General features: G+C 71.3%; 18 protein-coding genes. 8 read left to right on the top strand and 10 right to left on the bottom strand.

What is annotated here, in order from left to right; all coding sequences use genetic code 11:
- The first annotated feature begins 69 nt into the window (after nt 1-69).
- The 3 genes from EFK50_RS00320 to EFK50_RS00310 all read left to right on the top strand — a co-directional run bounded on the left by EFK50_RS00320 (nt 70) and on the right by EFK50_RS00310 (nt 2802).
- On the top strand, nt 70-1239 hold the full coding sequence (locus EFK50_RS00320; protein WP_123225557.1) for a sensor histidine kinase: 1170 nt from the start codon (nt 70-72) through the stop codon (nt 1237-1239).
- Nucleotides 1236-1913, top strand: coding sequence for a response regulator transcription factor (locus EFK50_RS00315; protein ID WP_123225556.1), 678 nt, complete (start codon nt 1236-1238; stop codon nt 1911-1913). The genes EFK50_RS00320 and EFK50_RS00315 overlap by 4 nt, the downstream gene beginning before the upstream one ends.
- An 88-nt stretch (nt 1914-2001) precedes the next feature.
- Nucleotides 2002-2802: an NAD-dependent protein deacetylase gene (locus EFK50_RS00310; protein ID WP_221177220.1), complete on the top strand. Its 801-nt coding sequence runs from the start codon at nt 2002-2004 to the stop codon at nt 2800-2802.
- Nucleotides 2803-2804: 2 nt separating this feature from the next.
- On the opposite strand, the gene EFK50_RS00305 is transcribed toward EFK50_RS00310, so the two are convergent.
- From EFK50_RS00305 to mshA, 3 genes are all read right to left on the bottom strand, one after another.
- A complete protein-coding gene (locus tag EFK50_RS00305) occupies nt 2805-3719 on the bottom strand; it encodes a DMT family transporter (protein WP_246003959.1) in 915 nt (304 codons plus the stop codon).
- A gap of 77 nt (nt 3720-3796) precedes the next feature.
- Nucleotides 3797-4327 carry a type III secretion system chaperone family protein gene (locus tag EFK50_RS00300; RefSeq protein ID WP_123225554.1) on the bottom strand — a complete coding sequence of 177 codons (531 nt, stop codon included), beginning with the start codon at nt 4325-4327 and terminating at the stop codon, nt 3797-3799.
- The gene (mshA, locus tag EFK50_RS00295; protein ID WP_425454361.1) at nt 4324-5643 is read right to left on the bottom strand and encodes a D-inositol-3-phosphate glycosyltransferase; all 1320 of its coding nucleotides are present in this window, start codon (nt 5641-5643) and stop codon (nt 4324-4326) included. The genes EFK50_RS00300 and mshA overlap by 4 nt, the downstream gene beginning before the upstream one ends.
- A 57-nt stretch (nt 5644-5700) precedes the next feature.
- Here mshA and EFK50_RS00290 point away from each other — a divergent pair, with 57 nt between their 5' ends.
- Nucleotides 5701-6504 (top strand): SDR family oxidoreductase, encoded by an 804-nt coding sequence (locus EFK50_RS00290; RefSeq protein ID WP_123225553.1) that lies wholly within the window; start codon nt 5701-5703, stop codon nt 6502-6504.
- A gap of 114 nt (nt 6505-6618) precedes the next feature.
- On the opposite strand, the gene EFK50_RS00285 is transcribed toward EFK50_RS00290, so the two are convergent.
- Both EFK50_RS00285 and EFK50_RS00280 read right to left on the bottom strand, forming a co-directional pair.
- The gene (locus EFK50_RS00285; RefSeq protein WP_246003957.1) at nt 6619-7446 is read right to left on the bottom strand and encodes an N-acetylmuramoyl-L-alanine amidase; all 828 of its coding nucleotides are present in this window, start codon (nt 7444-7446) and stop codon (nt 6619-6621) included.
- A gap of 40 nt (nt 7447-7486) precedes the next feature.
- Nucleotides 7487-8038 (bottom strand): arsenate reductase/protein-tyrosine-phosphatase family protein, encoded by a 552-nt coding sequence (locus EFK50_RS00280; RefSeq protein ID WP_183407625.1) that lies wholly within the window; start codon nt 8036-8038, stop codon nt 7487-7489.
- A gap of 103 nt (nt 8039-8141) precedes the next feature.
- On the opposite strand from EFK50_RS00280, the gene typA reads away from it, so the two are divergent.
- Nucleotides 8142-10043, top strand: a complete 1902-nt coding sequence (typA, locus tag EFK50_RS00275) for a translational GTPase TypA (protein ID WP_123225551.1) — start codon at nt 8142-8144, stop codon at nt 10041-10043.
- Between the two features lie 12 nt (nt 10044-10055).
- Here the strand turns inward: typA and EFK50_RS00270 are convergent, their stop codons facing one another.
- The 5 genes from EFK50_RS00270 to EFK50_RS00245 form a co-directional block, all read right to left on the bottom strand.
- Nucleotides 10056-11048, bottom strand: a complete 993-nt coding sequence (locus tag EFK50_RS00270; protein WP_183407624.1) for a septum formation family protein — start codon at nt 11046-11048, stop codon at nt 10056-10058.
- A gap of 61 nt (nt 11049-11109) precedes the next feature.
- Entirely contained in the window at nt 11110-12603 is a 1494-nt protein-coding gene (locus EFK50_RS00265; protein ID WP_123225549.1) for a sugar transferase, read from the bottom strand.
- The gene (locus tag EFK50_RS00260) at nt 12600-12887 is read right to left on the bottom strand and encodes a DUF2516 family protein (RefSeq protein ID WP_221177219.1); all 288 of its coding nucleotides are present in this window, start codon (nt 12885-12887) and stop codon (nt 12600-12602) included. Before EFK50_RS00260 ends, EFK50_RS00265 begins: the two co-directional genes overlap by 4 nt.
- A 146-nt stretch (nt 12888-13033) precedes the next feature.
- Nucleotides 13034-13624 carry a hypothetical protein gene (locus tag EFK50_RS21760; protein WP_148046004.1) on the bottom strand — a complete coding sequence of 197 codons (591 nt, stop codon included), beginning with the start codon at nt 13622-13624 and terminating at the stop codon, nt 13034-13036.
- Between the two features lies 1 nt (nt 13625).
- Nucleotides 13626-14120: a helix-turn-helix domain-containing protein gene (locus EFK50_RS00245; RefSeq protein WP_183407623.1), complete on the bottom strand. Its 495-nt coding sequence runs from the start codon at nt 14118-14120 to the stop codon at nt 13626-13628.
- A 144-nt stretch (nt 14121-14264) separates the two neighbouring features.
- Between EFK50_RS00245 and EFK50_RS00240 the strand changes: the two genes are divergently transcribed.
- Genes EFK50_RS00240 through EFK50_RS00230 form a run of 3 tightly spaced genes read left to right on the top strand, consistent with a single transcriptional unit; the run spans nt 14265 to nt 17424 of the window.
- On the top strand, nt 14265-15218 hold the full coding sequence (locus EFK50_RS00240; protein ID WP_123225546.1) for an asparaginase: 954 nt from the start codon (nt 14265-14267) through the stop codon (nt 15216-15218).
- Between the two features lie 15 nt (nt 15219-15233).
- On the top strand, nt 15234-16391 hold the full coding sequence (cysC, locus tag EFK50_RS00235; protein WP_123225545.1) for an adenylyl-sulfate kinase: 1158 nt from the start codon (nt 15234-15236) through the stop codon (nt 16389-16391).
- A gap of 55 nt (nt 16392-16446) precedes the next feature.
- Nucleotides 16447-17424 carry a sulfite exporter TauE/SafE family protein gene (locus tag EFK50_RS00230; protein WP_246003956.1) on the top strand — a complete coding sequence of 326 codons (978 nt, stop codon included), beginning with the start codon at nt 16447-16449 and terminating at the stop codon, nt 17422-17424.
- The last annotated feature ends 21 nt before the right edge of the window (nt 17425-17445 follow it).

Here is a 17445-nt window from a genome sequence, read left to right as displayed (position 1 = left end):
GGCGAACAGTCCCTGAAAGCCACAGCGCACGGCCAAACACTGGGTGAAACCCTGCGTACGATCGGCTGTGTGAACCCCACCAGCCAGGCCTTGCTGTTCGCCCTCCTGGGTGCGGCTCTCGGCCTCGGCGTCGGCCTCGCCTGGCGGATCAGCGAGGCGCAGACGCGCCCGAAGGTGACGACCCACCCGACCCTTCCGCCAGGGGTCGCGGCCGTGCTGTCGGTCCTCCGCAGCAGCGCGCTCGTGGTCGACGCGAGCGACGAGGTGCTCAAGGCGTCGGCGCCGGCGATCGCGATGGGACTGGTGCGCGAGCGCCGGATCGCCGTACGGGAGCTCGAGGAGCTCGTCCAGCAGGTACGACGGGACGGCCAGATCCGCGAGACCGAGGTCGTGATGCAGCGCGCACCGGGGATTCCGCCGCGGCACGTGACCGCCCGGGTGGCCCCGCTCAGCTCCACGCTGGTGCTGGCGCTGGTCGAGGACCGGACCCGCGAGCGCCGGGTCGAGTCGATCCGCCGCGACTTCGTCGCCAACGTCAGCCACGAGCTGAAGACCCCGGTCGGCGCGATCCGGCTGCTCTCCGACGCCGTCGTCGACGCCAAGGACGACCCGGAGGCGGTGCAGCGCTTCGCCGCCCGGATGCACACCGAGAGCGAGCGACTGGCCCGGCTGGTGCAGCAGATCATCGAGCTCTCCCGGCTCCAGGGCGACGACCCGCTGGACGAGCCGGTCGCGGTCGAGGTGGACGCGATCATCAGCCGCGCCATCGACGAGAACTCGACCGACGCCGGCGCCAAGGGCATCTCGCTGGTGCACAACGGCGAGCGCGGCCTCACGCTGCTCGGCAACCGCGAGCAGGTGGCGGTCGCGATCGGCAACCTCGTCGCCAATGCCGTGGCGTACTCCCCCGAGGGCTCGTCCGTCGTGGTCAGCGCGCGACCCGGCGAGACCACCGTCGACCTCACCGTCACCGATCAGGGCATCGGGATCCCGGCCAACGAGATCGACCGCATCTTCGAGCGGTTCTACCGGGTCGACCCGGCCCGGCACCGTTCCACCGGCGGCACCGGCCTGGGGCTGTCGATCGTCAAGCACGTCGCGGCCTCGCACGGCGGCGACGTGCGGGTCTGGTCCGTCGAGGGCCAGGGATCGACGTTCACCCTGACCCTGCCGCGCAAGACCCCCACGACCAGCATCGACCCCAGCCCGGGGACAACCACAGCGGAGGCAACGTCATGACCCGAGTACTCGTCGTCGAGGACGAGGAGAGCTACAGCGACGCGCTCGCCTACATGCTCCGCAAGGAGGGCTTCGAGGTCGCGATCGCGGCCGACGGGCCGACGGCCCTGGCCGAGTTCGACCGGGCCGGCGCGGACATCGTGCTGCTCGACCTGATGCTCCCCGGCATCCCCGGCACCGAGGTGTGCCGGCAGATCCGGCAGACCTCGAACGTCCCGGTGATCATGGTCAGCGCCAAGGACGACGAGGTCGACAAGGTCGTCGGGCTCGAGCTCGGCGCCGACGACTACATCACCAAGCCGTACTCGCCGCGCGAGCTCGTCGCCCGGATCCGGGCGGTGCTGCGCCGCGGTGCCGAGCCCGACCTGGCGCCGCAGACGCTGGAGGCCGGCCCGGTCCGGATGGACACCGAGCGGCACGTCGTCACCATCGAGGGCGAGGACGTCCGCCTTCCGCTCAAGGAGTTCGAGCTCCTGGAGATGTTCCTGCGCAACCCCGGCCGGGTGCTGACCCGCGGCCAGCTGATCGACCGGGTCTGGGGCTCGGACTACGTCGGCGACACCAAGACGCTCGACGTGCACGTCAAGCGGCTGCGCGCGAAGATCGAGCCCAGCCCCGCCGAGCCGAAGTACCTGACCACGGTGCGCGGGTTGGGCTACAAGCTGGACCTGTAGCTCCGGTCCCTGCCGGGGGTGGGGCTACAAGTTGGACCTCTAGCCCGGTCCCTCGGATCGGGTTGCTCCCCCGGCGATACTTGACCGCGTGACCCTCTCCACCTCGGCGCCGACCGCGCTGGACGACGTCCTCGGCGATCGCCGCTGGCTGGTCCTCACCGGAGCCGGCGTCTCCACCGACTCCGGGATCCCGGACTACCGCGGCCCCGGCGCTCCCGTCCGGGCACCGATGACCGGGCAGCAGTTCCGGTCCGGCGTACCGGCTCGTCGGCGGTACTGGGCGCGGGCCTTCCTCGGCTGGTCGACGATGGGCGCCGCGGCCCCGAACCTCACCCACACCGCGCTGGCCGACCTGGAGTCCGCCGGCCGGCTGAGCGGGCTGATCACCCAGAACGTCGACGGCCTGCACACCACCGCCGGCAGCCGCGACGTCGTCGACCTGCACGGCCGGCTGGACCGGGTGATCTGCCTGGACTGCGAGGACGTCACCGCGCGGGCCGACCTCCAGCAGCGGCTCGGCGCGCTGAACCCGGACTTCACCGCAGACGGCCTCGAGATCCTCCCCGACGGGGACGTCGCGCTCGACGCCACCGCCAGCTTCGTGCTCGCCGACTGCGCGCGCTGCGGCGGCCCGCTGAAGCCGGACGTGGTCTTCTTCGGCGAGAACGTCCCGCCGGCCCGGGTGCACGCTTGCACCGCCCTGGTCGCCGACGCCGAGGCACTGGTCGTGCTCGGCTCGTCGCTGCACGTGTTCAGCGGCCGCCGGTTCGTGAAGCAGGCGTACCAGCGCGGGATCCCGATCGTCATCGTCAACCGCGGCGAGACCCGCGGCGACGACCTGGCGACCCTGAAGCTCGACGCCGGCTGCGCGGACGTCCTGGCCGGCTAGCGTCAGGCCTGAACCGGACGCGGCTTCCGGCGCGTGACCAGGACGCCGACGACGCAGACGACCCCGCCGACGAAGGCCAGCGCCGGCGGCACCTCGTCGAGCAGCACCCACGCCATCACGGCCGCGATGGCCGGCACCAGGAACGTGGTCAGCGCCTGCTTGCCGGCATCGGTGTAGCGGAGCGCGAAGGCCCAGGTGCTGAACGCCAGGGCCGTCGGGAACAGACCGAGGTAGCCGATCCAGAGCAGGGTGCCGGCGTCCCCGTGCCGGACCACGTCGATGAAGTCGCCGGTCCAGGGCAGGCAGACGACGACTCCGATCCAGCAGGCGTAGCAGGTGACCTCGAGCCCGGAGAGCCGGCGCAGCAGCACCTTCTGGCAGACCACGCCGATCGCGTACGTGGCGGCGGCCAGCAGCGCGAGCAGGACGCCGTCCAGGTCGGACCCGCCGTCGCCGCGCATCGCGCTGCCGATGATCACCACGCCGCCGAAGGCGATCGCCATCCCGAGCAGCAGCCACCCGGTCAGCCGCTCGCCCAGGAAGAGCGCGGCCAGGAAGGCGATCAGGATCGGGCCGACCTGGACCACCATCGCGGCGGTCGCGGCATCGATCCGCTGCTCGCTGGCGTTGAGCGCCAGGTTGTAGATCCCGAACCAGGCGATCCCGCAGCCGAGCAGGAGCAGCAGCTCGTGGCGGGTGAACCGGTGCCGGGGCGCCCGCACCAGCAGCACCGACAGGGCCAGCGCGGCGATCAGCAACCGGCCGAGCGAGAGCGCTCCCGGGCTGACGTCGTGGCCGAGGTGCCGGATCGCCACGAACGCCGAAGCCCAGAGCACCAGCGTCACCCCGATGGCCGCCGGCGGCTGCCACGTCGGCGGGGCGGTGGTGGGTTCGTCGGCGCGCGGCAGCGTGGTCACGTCACGAACCTAGGCGAGCAGCGGCGGCCGGCGCACGCGGATTTCGGACGTCCTCCCGCGGTATCCGGACAACCTCGTCAGTCGCGGGCCGACGGTTCCTGCGACGGCGTGCCCGTCTCCGCGGGCTCGACCTCGAGCCACCCCCGGAACGCGTCCAGGTTGGCAGTCGACTCCCCGTTCGCGATCCGCCACGACCACTCCTTGCGGATCGCGGAGGCGAAGCCGAGCTCGAGCAGGACGTTGAACGACTCGTCGGCGTAGGTCAGCACCGAGCCGAGCAGCCGGTCGATCTCCTCGGGCGTGACCACCGAGAGCGGCAGTCGCGCGTCCAGGAAGATGTCGCCGAGCGCGTCGAGCGCGAACGCGACGCCGAACATCTTCATGTTCCGCTCCAGCATCCAGCGGTAGACGCCCTCGAAGTTCTCGTCGGGCTTCCGGCAGACGAAGGCGTGCACGCTGAGCGCGTGCGGGCCGACCTCGATCCGCACCGGCGTCTTGAGCTTCCGCTCCCCGGGCAGGACCACGTCGAAGGTGCCCTCGGTCAGCTCCTGCCAGTCGAGCTCGCCGTCGGTCAGGACCTGGCGGAGCACCGCGCCCGGATCGGTCATCGCACGGTCTCGGAGGCCATCAGCGCGACCGCCCGGCGGTAGACCGCCAGGGTCGCGTCGGCGGTGCGGTCCCAGCTGAAGTCGGCGGCCTGGGCGACCGCGCCGACCGAGAGGGCCGCCCGCAGCTGGGGGGCCTCGATGATCGAGGCGAACACGCGGGCGTAGTCGGCCGGGTCGTGACCGTCCACCAGGAAGCCGGACCGCCCGTCGGCGACCGCCGTGGTGAGGCCGCCGACAGCAGCAGCGACCACCGGCGTCCCGACGGCCTGGGCCTCGACGGCCACCAGTCCGAAGCTCTCGTTGTACGACGGCACGCAGACCAGCGTCGCGGCGGCGTACCAGTCGACGAGCTCGTCGCGGCGCACCGGCGGGACGAACCGGACCACGTCGTCGATCCCGAGCGAGCCGGCCAGGTCGGCCAGGGCGGTCGGGTGCTCGAGACCGGAGCCCGAAGGACCGCCGACGACGGCGACGACCAGGCGGTCCCGCAGCGCGGGGTCGGTACGCAGCAGCTCGGCGGCCGCGCGGAGCAGCACGTCGGGTGCCTTGAGCGGCTGGATCCGGCCGACGAAGAGGAGCACCTCGGCGTCCTGGCGCAGTCCGAGGCGGGCCCGGGCAGCCGCCTGCGAGGTCGGCCGGAACGCGTGCAGGTCGACGCCGGGGTGCACCACCTCGACCCGGCCGGGGTCGGCGTCGTACGCGTTGATCAGGTCCTTGGCCTCGTCGACGGTGTTCGCGATCAGCATGTCGGCCGCGGCGACCACCTGCTCCTCGCCGATCACCCGCGCGTGCGGCTCGGGGGTGTCACCCTCGGCCAGCAGGTCGTTCTTCACCTTGGCCATCGTGTGCATCGAGTGCACCAGCGGCACCCCCCAGCGGTCGCGGGCGAGCGCGCCGACCTGCCCGGAGAGCCAGTAGTGGCTGTGCACCACGTCGTAGTGGCCGACGTCGAACTGGGCCTCGGTGCGGAGCACCTCGCGGGCGAAGACGCAGAGCTGGCCGGGGAGCTCGTCCTTGGCCAGGCCCTCGAACGGGCCGGACACGATGTGCCGGACGTTGACCCCCGGGGACAGCGGCACCAGAGCCGGCAGCTGCGAGTTCGTCGCCCGGGTGAAGATGTCGACCTCGATGCCGCGCTGGGCGAGCCGCTGGGCAACCTCGGTCACGTAGACGTTCATCCCGCCGGCGTCACCGGTGCCGGGCTGGTCGAGCGGGGAGGTGTGCAGGCTGATCATCGCGAGCCGGCGAAGCGGGGACGCCTCGGCCACGGCGACATGCCCCAGCAGGGGCTCACCGTCGTACGCCACGCGATCCACTCAGACCACCTCCAGTAGCACAACCAACCGACATTCTTCCCCATTCCCCGTGCGACGATGACGGCCGATGCCCCCGAGCAGCAGGAGACGACCTTGAGCACCCAGAGCGCCGCGACCAGGACCGCCGTCGTCACCGGCGCGAGCAGCGGCATCGGCGCGGCCACCGCCCGGGCGCTCGCCGGCGACGGTTTCCGGGTCGTCTGCGCCGCCCGGCGTACCGACCGGATCGAGGCGCTCGCCGCCGAGATCGGCGGGGTCGCGGTGACCTGCGACGTCACCTCCGACGAGTCCGTCCAGGCGCTCGCCGCCGCGGTCGGCGACCGGATCGACGTCCTGGTCAACAACGCCGGCGGGGCGTACGGCGCGGACCAGGTCAGCGGCGCGGACCTCGGCGACTGGCAGCGGATGTACGACGTCAACGTGCTCGGTGTCGTCCGGGTCACCCAGGCGCTGCTCCCGGCCCTGCGGGCCACCGGCACCGGTCTGATCGTCAACCTCGGCTCCACCGCCGGGCAGGTGACCTATCCGGGCGGCGGCGGCTACACGGCGGCCAAGCACGGCCTGCACGCGGTCAGCCAGACCCTGCGGAGGGAGCTCAACGGCGAGCCGATCCGGGTCACCGAGATCGTCCCCGGGATGGTGCACACCCCGGAGTTCTCGGTGGTGCGCTTCGGTGACCAGGCCCAGGCGGACGCGGTCTACGCCGACGTCGACTCCCCGCTGGTCGCGGACGACATCGCCGAGGCGATCCGCTGGGTGGCGAGCCTGCCGCGGCACATGAACGTCGACGAGCTGGTGCTCCGCCCGGTCGCCCAGGCGGCCCAGCACCAGCTGCACCGCGGCCCCATCTTCACCCCCTGAACCGACGTTGAAGGGGCCCTAGAAACCGTCGAGTGGACCCGAGCCGTCGACACCCGGCGACCGAAGAGGCCCACTCAGGCAGCAGATCGGGCCTACTCAACGTGCGGGACTGGCTCACCGGGACAGGTAGCGACGGATCCCGGAGACGACGGCCGCGGCGTACGTCGATCGACCCTTGACGGACTTCATCCGCCGCGCGTCCGAGGCGTTGCGCATGTTGCCGATCTCGATCATCGCGACCGGGACGTCGGAGAGGTTCAGGGTGCCGAGGTCGGAGCGGATCGTCAGCGCCGTCCCGCCGGCCAGGTAGTTCGACCTCGGCAGGCGGGCTCCGTCCAGCCCGGCTCGCAGCGCCTTCGCGAGCCGGAGCGACGGCCGGGCGATGTCGGCGGTCCAGGGCTTCCGCGACTTCGTAGCGATCACGTGGAAGCCGCGACCACCGGCGCGGGCGCCGTCGGCGTGCAGGCTGACCATCAGGTCGGCGCCGACCTTCGCCCCGAACCGGCCGCGCTGGTCCACGCACGGCCCCCAGAGCGACTGGCTGTTCCGGGTCCGGGTCATCCGCACCGTGGCTCCGAGTGCTTCCAGCCGCGCCTTGACCTTCGTCGCGATCGCGAAGTTCAAGGTCGCCTCGGGGTAGCCGCTGTTGGTCGCGGTGCCGGTGGTGTTGCACGGCTTGGTGAAGCCGCCGGCCTGGACCTGACGGTTGATCCGGGACGGGAAGTTGTGGTTGCCGAGCTGGTGGCCCGGGTCGAGGGCGATGGTGATCCCGGAGAGCGGCTTCGCGGCGGCTCTCGCGGGAGCAGCGTCCCGCGCGGCGGTGCGTTCGACGACCCGGGCGACGTCCCGGGCCTCCGCGGGCGCACGCTCGGAGAGGGCCGTCGGGAGCAGCAGCACGCCGCCGGCGACGAGGGCCAGCGCGAGACCGACCGCCCGGATCACGGCGCGAGCCTCCGGGCGCGCGACCAGGACCGGGCGGCGCTCACTTGTTCAGCCCCTTGGCGATCCGCTCGACAGCGCCGTGGATCGCGTGCGCGGCTGCGGCGTGCGCCTCGGGGCCGCGGCGGAACGGGTCGGGCACGTCCTGCTCGACGCCGGCAGCGGCCGAGCGGTGCGCGCCGGCCCAGGTGACCACCGCACCCGGGGTGGACCCCTCGGCCAGCTCGACCAAGTGCGCGAACTCGAGCACCGTGAAGGTACGGCGCAGCGCACCGGGCGACTCGGCCAGCACCTGGGAGCGCAGGTCCCGGGTGGCGGTCAGCAGCAGGTCGGCCCCCTCGGTCATCGCCGGCGTCAGCTGGCGCGCGGCGAACCCGGTCGGGTCACCCCCGAAGCCGGTCAGCTCCGCGGCGGCGTACCGGCTCATCGCGTAGCCGACCATCGCGCCGACCCCGGCGCTGGAGACGGCGAACCGGTCGGCCGGGAGCTTCGAGGCGAGCAGCCGCTCCCCCACCGGCGAGCGGCACACGTTGCCGATGCACACGAACAGCACCGAGAACGGGGGCTGGCCAATTGGCGGTGGCGAAGCGGGCACGAGACTCACGATAGACTTCGGGGTCGCCATTCGGCGCACGCACCGCCTCGTACGAGACCAGTCTCACCCTGCCCCGAAGCACGATGGAAGGCATCACCAGCTCATGGCTACCAGCACCCGCACCGACCTGCGCAACGTCGCGATCGTCGCACACGTCGACCACGGCAAGACCACCCTGGTCGACGCCATGCTCCTCCAGGCGGGGGCGTTCACCGAGCACCAGGCCGAGGGCGTCTCGGAGCGGGCGATGGACTCCGGCGAGCTGGAGCGCGAGAAGGGCATCACCATCCTCGCGAAGAACACCGCGGTGCACTACGCCGGCCCGGCCGCCGAGGGCAAGCCGATGACGATCAACATCATCGACACCCCCGGTCACGCCGACTTCGGCGGCGAGGTGGAGCGCGGTCTCTCGATGGTCGACGGCATCGTGCTGCTGGTCGACGCGTCGGAGGGCCCGCTGCCGCAGACCCGCTTCGTCCTGCGCAAGGCGCTGAACGCCGACATGCCGGTGATCCTGGTCGTCAACAAGACCGACCGCGGTGACGCCCGGATCGCCGAGGTCGTCGACGAGACCTACGAGCTGTTCATGGACCTGCTCGACGAGTCGCACAGCCAGGACGCCCTGGACTTCCCGGTCGTCTACGCCTCGGGCCGTGCGGGCATCGCCTCGCTCACCGCCCCGGAGAACGCGACCATGCCCGACGGCGACAGCCTCGAGCCGCTGTTCCAGACGATCCTGGACACCATCCCGGCCCCGACCTACACCGAGGGCGCTCCCCTCCAGGCCCACGTCACCAACCTCGACTCCAGCCCGTTCCTCGGTCGCCTCGCCCTGCTGCGCATCCACGAGGGCAACCTGAAGAAGGGCCAGAACGTCGCCTGGATGAAGCGCGACGGGACCTCCAAGACGGTCAAGATCACCGAGCTGCTGGTCACCGAGGGCCTCGAGCGCAAGCCGGGCGAGAGCGCCGGCCCGGGCGACATCGTCGCCATCGCCGGCATCCCGGACATCACCATCGGCGAGACCCTGGCCGACCCGGAGAACCCGGTCGCGCTACCGCTCATCCACGTCGACGAGCCGGCCATCTCGATGACCATCGGCACCAACACCTCGCCGCTGGCCGGCAAGGGCCCGACCAAGAACACCAAGGTCACCGCCCGGCTGGTCAAGGACCGCCTCGACAGCGAGCTGATCGGCAACGTCTCGCTGCGGATCCTCCCGACCGAGCGTCCGGACGCCTGGGAGGTCCAGGGCCGCGGCGAGCTCGCGCTGGCCATCCTGGTCGAGCAGATGCGCCGCGAGGGCTTCGAGCTCACCGTCGGCAAGCCGCAGGTGGTCACCAAGGAGATCGGCGGCAAGCTGCACGAGCCGACCGAGCGCCTGACCATCGACGCCCCCGAGGAGCACCTCGGCGCGATCACCCAGCTGCTCGCGCTCCGCAAGGGCCGGATGGAGCAGATGACCAACCACGGCACCGGCTGGGTCCGGATGGAGTTCCTGGTCCCCTCGCGCGGCCTGATCGGCTTCCGGACCGACTTCCTCACCCAGACCCGCGGCACCGGCATCGCCCACCACATCTCCGAGGGCTACGAGCCCTGGGCCGGCCCGATCCAGTCCCGTTCGCAGGGTTCGCTGGTGGCGGACCGCTCGGGTGCGGCGACGGCGTACGCGATGACGAACCTGCAGGAGCGGGGCGTCATGTTCGTCGACCCGACCACCGAGGTCTACGAGGGCATGATCATCGGCGAGAACTCGCGCGCCGACGACATGGACGTGAACATCACCAAGGAAAAGCAGCAGACCAACGTCCGCTCCTCCACCTCGGACAACTTCGAGAAGCTGATCCCGCCGAAGAAGCTCAGCCTCGAGCAGTGCCTGGAGTTCTGCCGCGACGACGAGTGCGTCGAGGTCACCCCGGACACGGTGCGGATCCGCAAGGTCATCCTGGACGCCGGCGAGCGCAACCGCGCCGCGTCCCGCGCCCGCTCGGCCGCCAAGGGCTGACCCGTACGGCGCTCAGCGGTCGAACACGGAGCCCTGAGTCGTGATCGGGTTCTTCGTGGTGGCGGTGTCGGCCTCGCACGCCACCGGGTAGGTCCCGTCGGGAGCCGGCCACTTGTCCGGGTCGATCTCGGCGATGCCGGTGAGCTTCTTGGTCGTCGAGACCGCCCGCAGGTACGCCGTACAGGCTCGGTCGAGCGCGGCGTACAGGGCGGGGCTCACGTCGACGTACTCCCCGTCGGGCCCGGGCTTGATCGCCTTCCTCCCCGGGAACTTCTTCGCCGCCACCGCCGCGCTCACGTCGATCGTCGAGATCTGCTCGCGGTTGTGCTTCCGGGCGCAGTCGACGTACACCAGCGCCTTGTTGTCGATGCAGGTCCGCCGGCTCGTCGGGAACGACTTCCGGAAGACCGACGCGTAGCGCAGCGTCCCGGCGGGCTTCTGCGTCATCGTGCAGGCGTAGACCCGCTGACCCGCCTCCCACTGTTCGGGTGACGGCGGCGCCCAGCCGAGGGTGACCCCGTCACCGAAGACCGGTGACATCACCGCGCCGGGCAGGCCGGTCCGGACGACCGCCTCGAGCAACGGCTTGTTCATGCAGGCCTGCTCGACGTTCGCGGCGAGCTTGGCGTAGGCCTTGCTGCCGGACTGCAGCAGCGCGGTGTAGGTGGTGACCACCGGCTTGACCTGGTCCATCGCGACGGCCTTGTAGACCTCGACCTGGTGGCTGCCGGCGCAGCCCTGGGTGAGGTCGAACGCGGGCCGCTCCGCGAGGGCGTGCGCGGCCGCGAAGTAGCTGACGCCGTACTTCTTCGCGAGGCTGAGCACCTCCTGCGGGTCGGCGCCGGCGGTCGCGGCGGACCAGCAGGTCGCGGTGGTCAGCGGCACCTCGATACCGGACTTGCCGGCCGCGGGATCGTCGGCGGGCGACTTCGGCCCGGCGGAGCATCCGGACAGCACCGCGGCGATCGCGAGCACTGCACCAAGGGCGCGCAGCGTGGTCGGCATGCTCGTCCTCTCGTGCGGCTGGGGTGCGGTCATCGTAGGTCACGACCACACACGGCCAGGGTCAGTACGCTCCCTCGGAGACGAGCACGGCCTTGACGGTCTTCACCATGATGACCAGGTCGATCACCATCGACCAATTGTCGACGTAGTACAGGTCGAGCCGGACGGCCTCGGCCCAGGACAGGTCGGACCGTCCGGAGACCTGCCACAGACCGGTCATCCCCGGGCGGACCAGCATCCGCCGGTGGGTGTCCTTCTCGTAGCGCTCGACGTCGGTGGGCAGCAGCGGTCGCGGCCCGACCAGGCTCATCTCGCCCTTGAACACGTTGATCAGCTGGGGCAGCTCGTCGATCGAGTACTTCCGGATGAAGCGCCCGAACCGGGTGATCCGCGGGTCGTTGGTCATCTTGAAGAGGACCCCGTCGACCTCGTTCTGCTCGTCGAGCGCGGCCCGGAGCTTCTCGGCGTTGACCACCATCGAGCGGAACTTCACCATCTGGAACTCTTCGCCGTGGATGCCGACCCGGGTCTGCCGGTAGAAGACCGGGCCCCGGTCCTGGAGCCAGATGATCAACGCGGTGGTAATCAGCAGCGGCGAGAGCATCGTCACGACCGCGGCGGAGGCGGCCAGGTCGAAGGCGCGCTTCGTCCAGCCGCCCGCGCGGTCGCTCTGCGGTTCCTCCACCTGGACGAACGGCAGGCCGGCGACGTGGCGCATGTGCACCCGGGGGCCGGCGATGTCGGTCAGCGAGGGCACCACCAGCATGTCCAGGTCGAGGCCCTGCAGCGCCCAGCCGAGCCGGCGCAGGTCGGCCGCCGAGGAGTACGAGCCGCCGGCCACGATCACCCCGTCGGCGCCCTGCTCGATCGCCACCGTGCGGACGTCGTCGATGTCACCGAAGACCGGGACCCCGGTCTCGAGCGGGTCCTGCCCCCCGGGCACGCACATCCCGACGAGCCGGTAGCCCATCCAAGGCGCCCGGGCGACGACCTCGACGAGCTCCGCGATCGCCGCGGGCGAGCCGACCGCGATCACCTTGATCGCCAGCCGGCCCTGCTGCCGGGCGCTGTGCAGCGTCTGCCGGTCGATGTAGCGGACCAGCAGCAGCAGCGGGGTGCCGAGGGCGAAGAAGATCAGCGGGTAGCCGCGGGTCGGCTGGTTGTAGGACAGGAAGCCGCCCATGCAGGCGATCCCGAAGGAGATCGCCGAGGCGATGGTGATCGCCCGGAACTCCTCGAAGCCGGTGCCGTAGTTGCGGGTCCGGTAGGCGCCGAGCAGCACCAGCATCAGCAGCCAGATGACGATCATCCCGGGACCGAGCAACGGCGCCCACGGGAACGGGTACGGCTGCTCGGCCCAGTACTTGTCGACCGAGCCGCGCCAGTACCAGGCGAGCACCGAGGTCACGAAGAGCACGCCGGCGTCGAGCATGAAGACGCCGACCAGCATGTGCCGGATCCGCTGGTTCAGCCGGATCCGCTTGGGCATCGAGAACGCGTCGTCCGGCTCGTCGCCGGCGCTCGCCTTGGTCTCGTCGGCCACGTCACTGCTCATCGGCGCCGGGTGACTGCTGACAAGGCGGGCTTGACGTCGACCAGGTAGACGAAGGCGGCCACCGTGCCGATCAGGGAGAGGAGGCCGTACGGGAGCGCGAAGACCAGGTGCGCGGCCAGCGCCAGGCCGAGGATCCACATCCAGGCGGTCTTGGTCTGCTTGTCGGCGGCCAGGTAGGCGGCCGCGGGCCGCATGATCGCGTCGACCAGGGCCCAGACCTTCACCACCGCCAGGGCCAGGAAGGCCATCAGCAGCACACCGGACTCGAGCTGGAAGGGTTCCACTCCGCAAGCCTAGAGGGCCGGTGCCGTCGGCGTCCCGGCTACCGGCACGTTGCGTGCCCGGGTGTCGGGACGCAGAAGGGCCCCCGGGGTGATCCCGGGGGCCCTTCCCGACCCGGCGCCAGGGGCGACGGCGGGTCAGTGCTCGATCAGGAGGCCTTCTTGGCAGCCTTCTTGGCCGGAGCCTTCTTCGCGGCGGCCTTCTTGGCCGGGGCCTTCTTGGCGGCCGGCTTGGTCGCCGGAGCCTTCTTGGCGGCCTTCTTCGCGACCTTCTTGGCCGGCTTCACGTTCGCGACCGCCTTGACGCCGTCCTTGCGGACCGCGGCGACGAACTTCTCGCCACGGGCGGCGAGGTCGGCGTAGGTGGCGTTCAGGTCCTTGAGGGCCTCGTTCAGCTTCGCCTCGAACTTGGCCGGGAAGTCCGCGGCCTCCTTCTGCAGCTCGGTGACGCGGGCCTCGAACTTGGCCTGCGCGTCCTTGGCGTCGGCCTGCAGCTTCTCGACACGGGCCTTCGCCTCGGCCTGGACCTTCTTGGAGTCGAAGTCGACCTTCTGCACGCGGGCCTGGACGCCGGAGACGCGGGTCTGCGCGGCGTCGAGGCGGGTCTGGGTCGCCTTGGTCGCCTCGGTCGCGTAGCCGCGGGCCTTGCCCACAGCGATCTCGGTCGCGCCGGCAACGGCGAACAGCGGCTTCACGGCCTCGGTCTTGATCTGCTCGGTATTGAACTGGGTCTTAGCCATCTCAATTTCCTTCGGTTGTGTTCGCCGCGGCGGAATCTTCGCCGCGGACGTTCTGGGTGGGGGTGGGGTGGGGAGCGTCGTTGCTCACGCTGGTCTCGGGCCCAGCGGTGTCGGACTCGGGCTGGTCCGGTTCGTTCAGTGCGGCCTCAGCCCGGAAGGACTGGTACACCGCGAGCAGTGCCTGCTTCTGGCGCTCGGAGAGCACCGGGTCGGCGAGCACTGCCAGCTCCACGGAACGAACCTGGTCGTCGTCCGGGCTGAGGATCCCGGCCTGGACGTAGACCTGCTCCGCGGAGATCCGAAGTGCTTTCGCGAGCTGCTGGAGCACTTCGGCTGAAGGCCGGCGCAGACCGCGTTCGATCTGGCTGAGGTAGGGGTTGGACACCCCGGCCTGCTCGGCGAGCTGACGCAGCGACAACTTGGCGTTGACACGCTGCTCGCGCAGGTATCCACCCAAGGTCTCGACGGTCAGTCCGACGTTCAGTTTCTTGGCCACGTCCCCATCCTGCTAACTATTGCAAGCACTTGCAACTCCAGGAGCGGTGAGACGAGTCACAATCGGCCTAGGAGCAAGGGGATTCGGCATTTCCGGGTGCTAGCAGGACCGGTATTCGGAGCCTACCCGTTCTAGGCTCTCCGCATGCTTCCGGTGATCGCTGACCTCGTCCGTTCGGGTTTCGTCGAAGGACACCACTACGGGTCGGTGCTCGCCCTCGGGGCCGACGGAGCGCCGGCGTACGAACGCGGTGACGTGCGCACCCCGATCCTGCCGCGCTCGTGCAGCAAGCCGCTGCAGGCGCTCGGGATGGTCCGCGCCGGTCTCGACCTGGACGGCGAGCTGCTCGCGCTGGCCTGCGCCTCGCACTCCGGCGAGCCCTTCCACCTCGACGCGGTACGACGGATCCTGGCCGGCGCCGGGCTCGACGAGTCCGCGCTGGCGAACCCGCCCGGCTGGCCGCTCACCGATGCCGCCCAGGAGGACCTGATCCGGTCCGGCGGCAGCAAGAGCGTGCTGGCGATGAACTGCTCGGGCAAGCACGCCGCGATGCTGGCGACCTGCGTGGCCAACGACTGGCCCACCGAGGGGTACCTCGACCCGGCGCACCCGCTCCAGCAGCAGATCGCCGCCGTCTTCGCCGAGGTCACCGGGGAGCCGGTCGCGCACGTCGCGGTGGACGGCTGCGGAGCCCCGCTGCTGGCGACCTCGCTGACCGGCCTGGCCCGGGCGTTCGCGCACCTGTCCACCAGCGACCGTCCCGAGGAGCGCCGGATCGCCGCCGCGATCCGCACCCACCCCGAGTACGTCTCCGGGACCGCCCGCGACGAGCGCGCCCTGCTGACCGCGATCCCGGGCGCGATCGGCAAGGCCGGCGCCGAGGCCTGCTACGCGGTCGCGCTGGCGGACGGCCGCGCCTTCGCCCTCAAGGTCGACGACGGCGGCGCCCGGGCACGCCCGGTGGTGATGGCCGGCCTGCTCCGGCACCTGGGCGTCGACACCGAGCCGGGCGTCGACACCGAGGCCGTACGACGGACCGGCGCGGCCCCGCTCCACGGCGGCGGCAAGGTGGTCGGCGAGATCCGGCCCGTGCTCTGAGGTGGTTCTGACACGATGTCCGTCGTGCCGGCCCAGTTCTGTCCTACGCCCCGCGAGCTCGACGACCTCGAGCTCCTCCTCAACGGCGGTCTCGCGCCGCTGACCGCCTTCGAGGCCGACGGGCCGGTCAGCCTGACCGTCCCGGCCGAGATCGACAGCGACGATCTCGAGCTGGTCGACCCCGAGGGGCTGCCGCTGGCCCGCCTCACCGGCGCCGGCCTGACCCAGCTCGCGGTGCCGGCGTACGGGCCGTTCCGGCGGTTGCACCTGACCCCCGCCGCGGTCGCCGAGCAGCACCCCGGCGCGCTCACGGTCCCGGTCGCGGCGCCGCTGACCGACACCGACCTCGACACCATCCGCAGCCGCCGCGGCGACCGCAGCGTGGTCCTGCTCGCCCTCACCGGCACCGGCACCCCGCAGGGCGTCACCGCGGTCGGTCTGGTCCGGGCCAGCCTCGCGGCCGCCGACCTGCTCGGCGACACCGCCGTGGTGGCGGCCACCCTGCCGAGCCACGGCGACCCCGAGACGGACCACGCGCTCGGCCAGCAGGTGACCGCGAACTACGCGCCCGGCGAGGTGCTGGCCGTCTCCGGCACCGGCTCGCTGCCGGCCGAGGTCGAGGCCGTGGTGGCCTCGGACCAGCCCGACCAGCCGGGCGTGGTGGTCTTCTTCACCGGCCTCTCCGGGAGCGGCAAGTCCACCCTCGCGCAGGCGCTGCTGGACCTGGTCCTCGAGCAGGGCGAGCGCACCGTGACCAGCCTCGACGGCGACGTCGTACGGCGGAACCTGTCGGCGGGCCTGAGCTTCTCGAAGGCCGACCGGGAGACCAACATCCGCCGGATCGGCTGGGTCGCCGCCGAGATCGCCCGGCACCGCGGGATCGCGATCTGCTCGCCGATCGCGCCGTTCGACGAGACCCGCCGCCAGGTCCGCGCGATGGTCGAGGAGGCCGGCGGCGAGTTCGTGCTGGTGCACGTCGCGACCCCGTTGGAGGAGTGCGAGCGCCGCGACCGCAAGGGCCTCTACGCCAAGGCCCGCGCCGGCGAGATCCCGGAGTTCACCGGCATCTCCAGCCCCTACGAGGAGCCCGAGGACGCGGCCGTCCGGGTGGACACCACCGGCCGGAGCATCGAGGATGCCCTGGCAGACGTACTATCCGTACTACCTTTGTAGACTCTCCACACCTTGCCCACCTCTGCTTGACCAACAGACGGGGACCAGAGACACCGTGCACGACCTCTTCACAGACAACGCTGCCCAGATCGTCGCTGCAGGCTTCTTCGTCGGCGTCATCGTCGGCGTCACCGGCATGGGGGGCGGCGCCCTGATGACCCCGGCGCTGATCTTCCTCGGCGTCGGACACACCTCCGCGATCGTCACCGCCGACCTGACCGCTGCCGCCGTCTACAAGACCGGCGGGGCGCTGGTGCACTCCAAGCACGGCTCCCCCAACTTCCACCTGGCCGGCTGGCTGATCGCCGGCTCGGTCCCGATGGCCTTCCTCGGGCCGCACCTGGTCTCCTGGGTGGTGGACGAGGGCGACGTCGAGGACCTGCTCAAGATGTGCATCGGGTTCGCGTTGCTGGTGGCTGCCTCGACGTACGCGATCCGGCTCTACATCCAGCTGGTCCGGGTCCGGACCGGCCACCTGGCCGCGGACGACAACCCGACGATCCGGCCGATCCCGACGATGCTCGTCGGTGCGCTCGGCGGCCTGCTCGTCGGCATCACCAGCGTCGGCTCGGGCTCGGTGATCATGGTCGTGCTGCTGATCCTCTACCCGACGCTGTCCGCGCTGAAGCTGGTCGGCACCGACCTGGTGCAGGCGGTCCCGCTGGTGCTCGCCGCCGCGATCTCGAACATCATGGTGAACGGCCTGGACTGGGGCATCACGCTGCCGCTGATCCTCGGCTCGGTCCCCGGGACGCTGATCGGCGCGCGGTTCGCGGCCAAGGTCCCGCAGTCGGTGATCCGCCGCGGCATCGTGATCGTGCTGACGATGTCGGGGGTCGCGCTGCTGGACAAGGCCGGCTGGGCGCCGCTGGGAGCCGGCGAGGACGACACCCACCCGGTCCTGATCGGCGTGATCGGCCTGGTCATGCTCGTCGTGGTCCCGGTGGTCTGGGGATTCCTCCGCAAGCGCCAGGGGCTGCCGATGTTCGGCGCCCCGACCGTCGCCGAGCTCGAGGGCAGCAAGAAGGGCTGATCCGCCCGCCGGGGCGACCGG

The sequence above is a fragment of the Nocardioides marmoriginsengisoli genome (assembly GCF_003725695.1).
Taxonomy (GTDB): domain Bacteria; phylum Actinomycetota; class Actinomycetes; order Propionibacteriales; family Nocardioidaceae; genus Marmoricola; species Marmoricola marmoriginsengisoli.
Note: the sequence above shows the minus strand (reverse complement) of the source record. Positions and strands in the feature narration are given on the sequence as shown.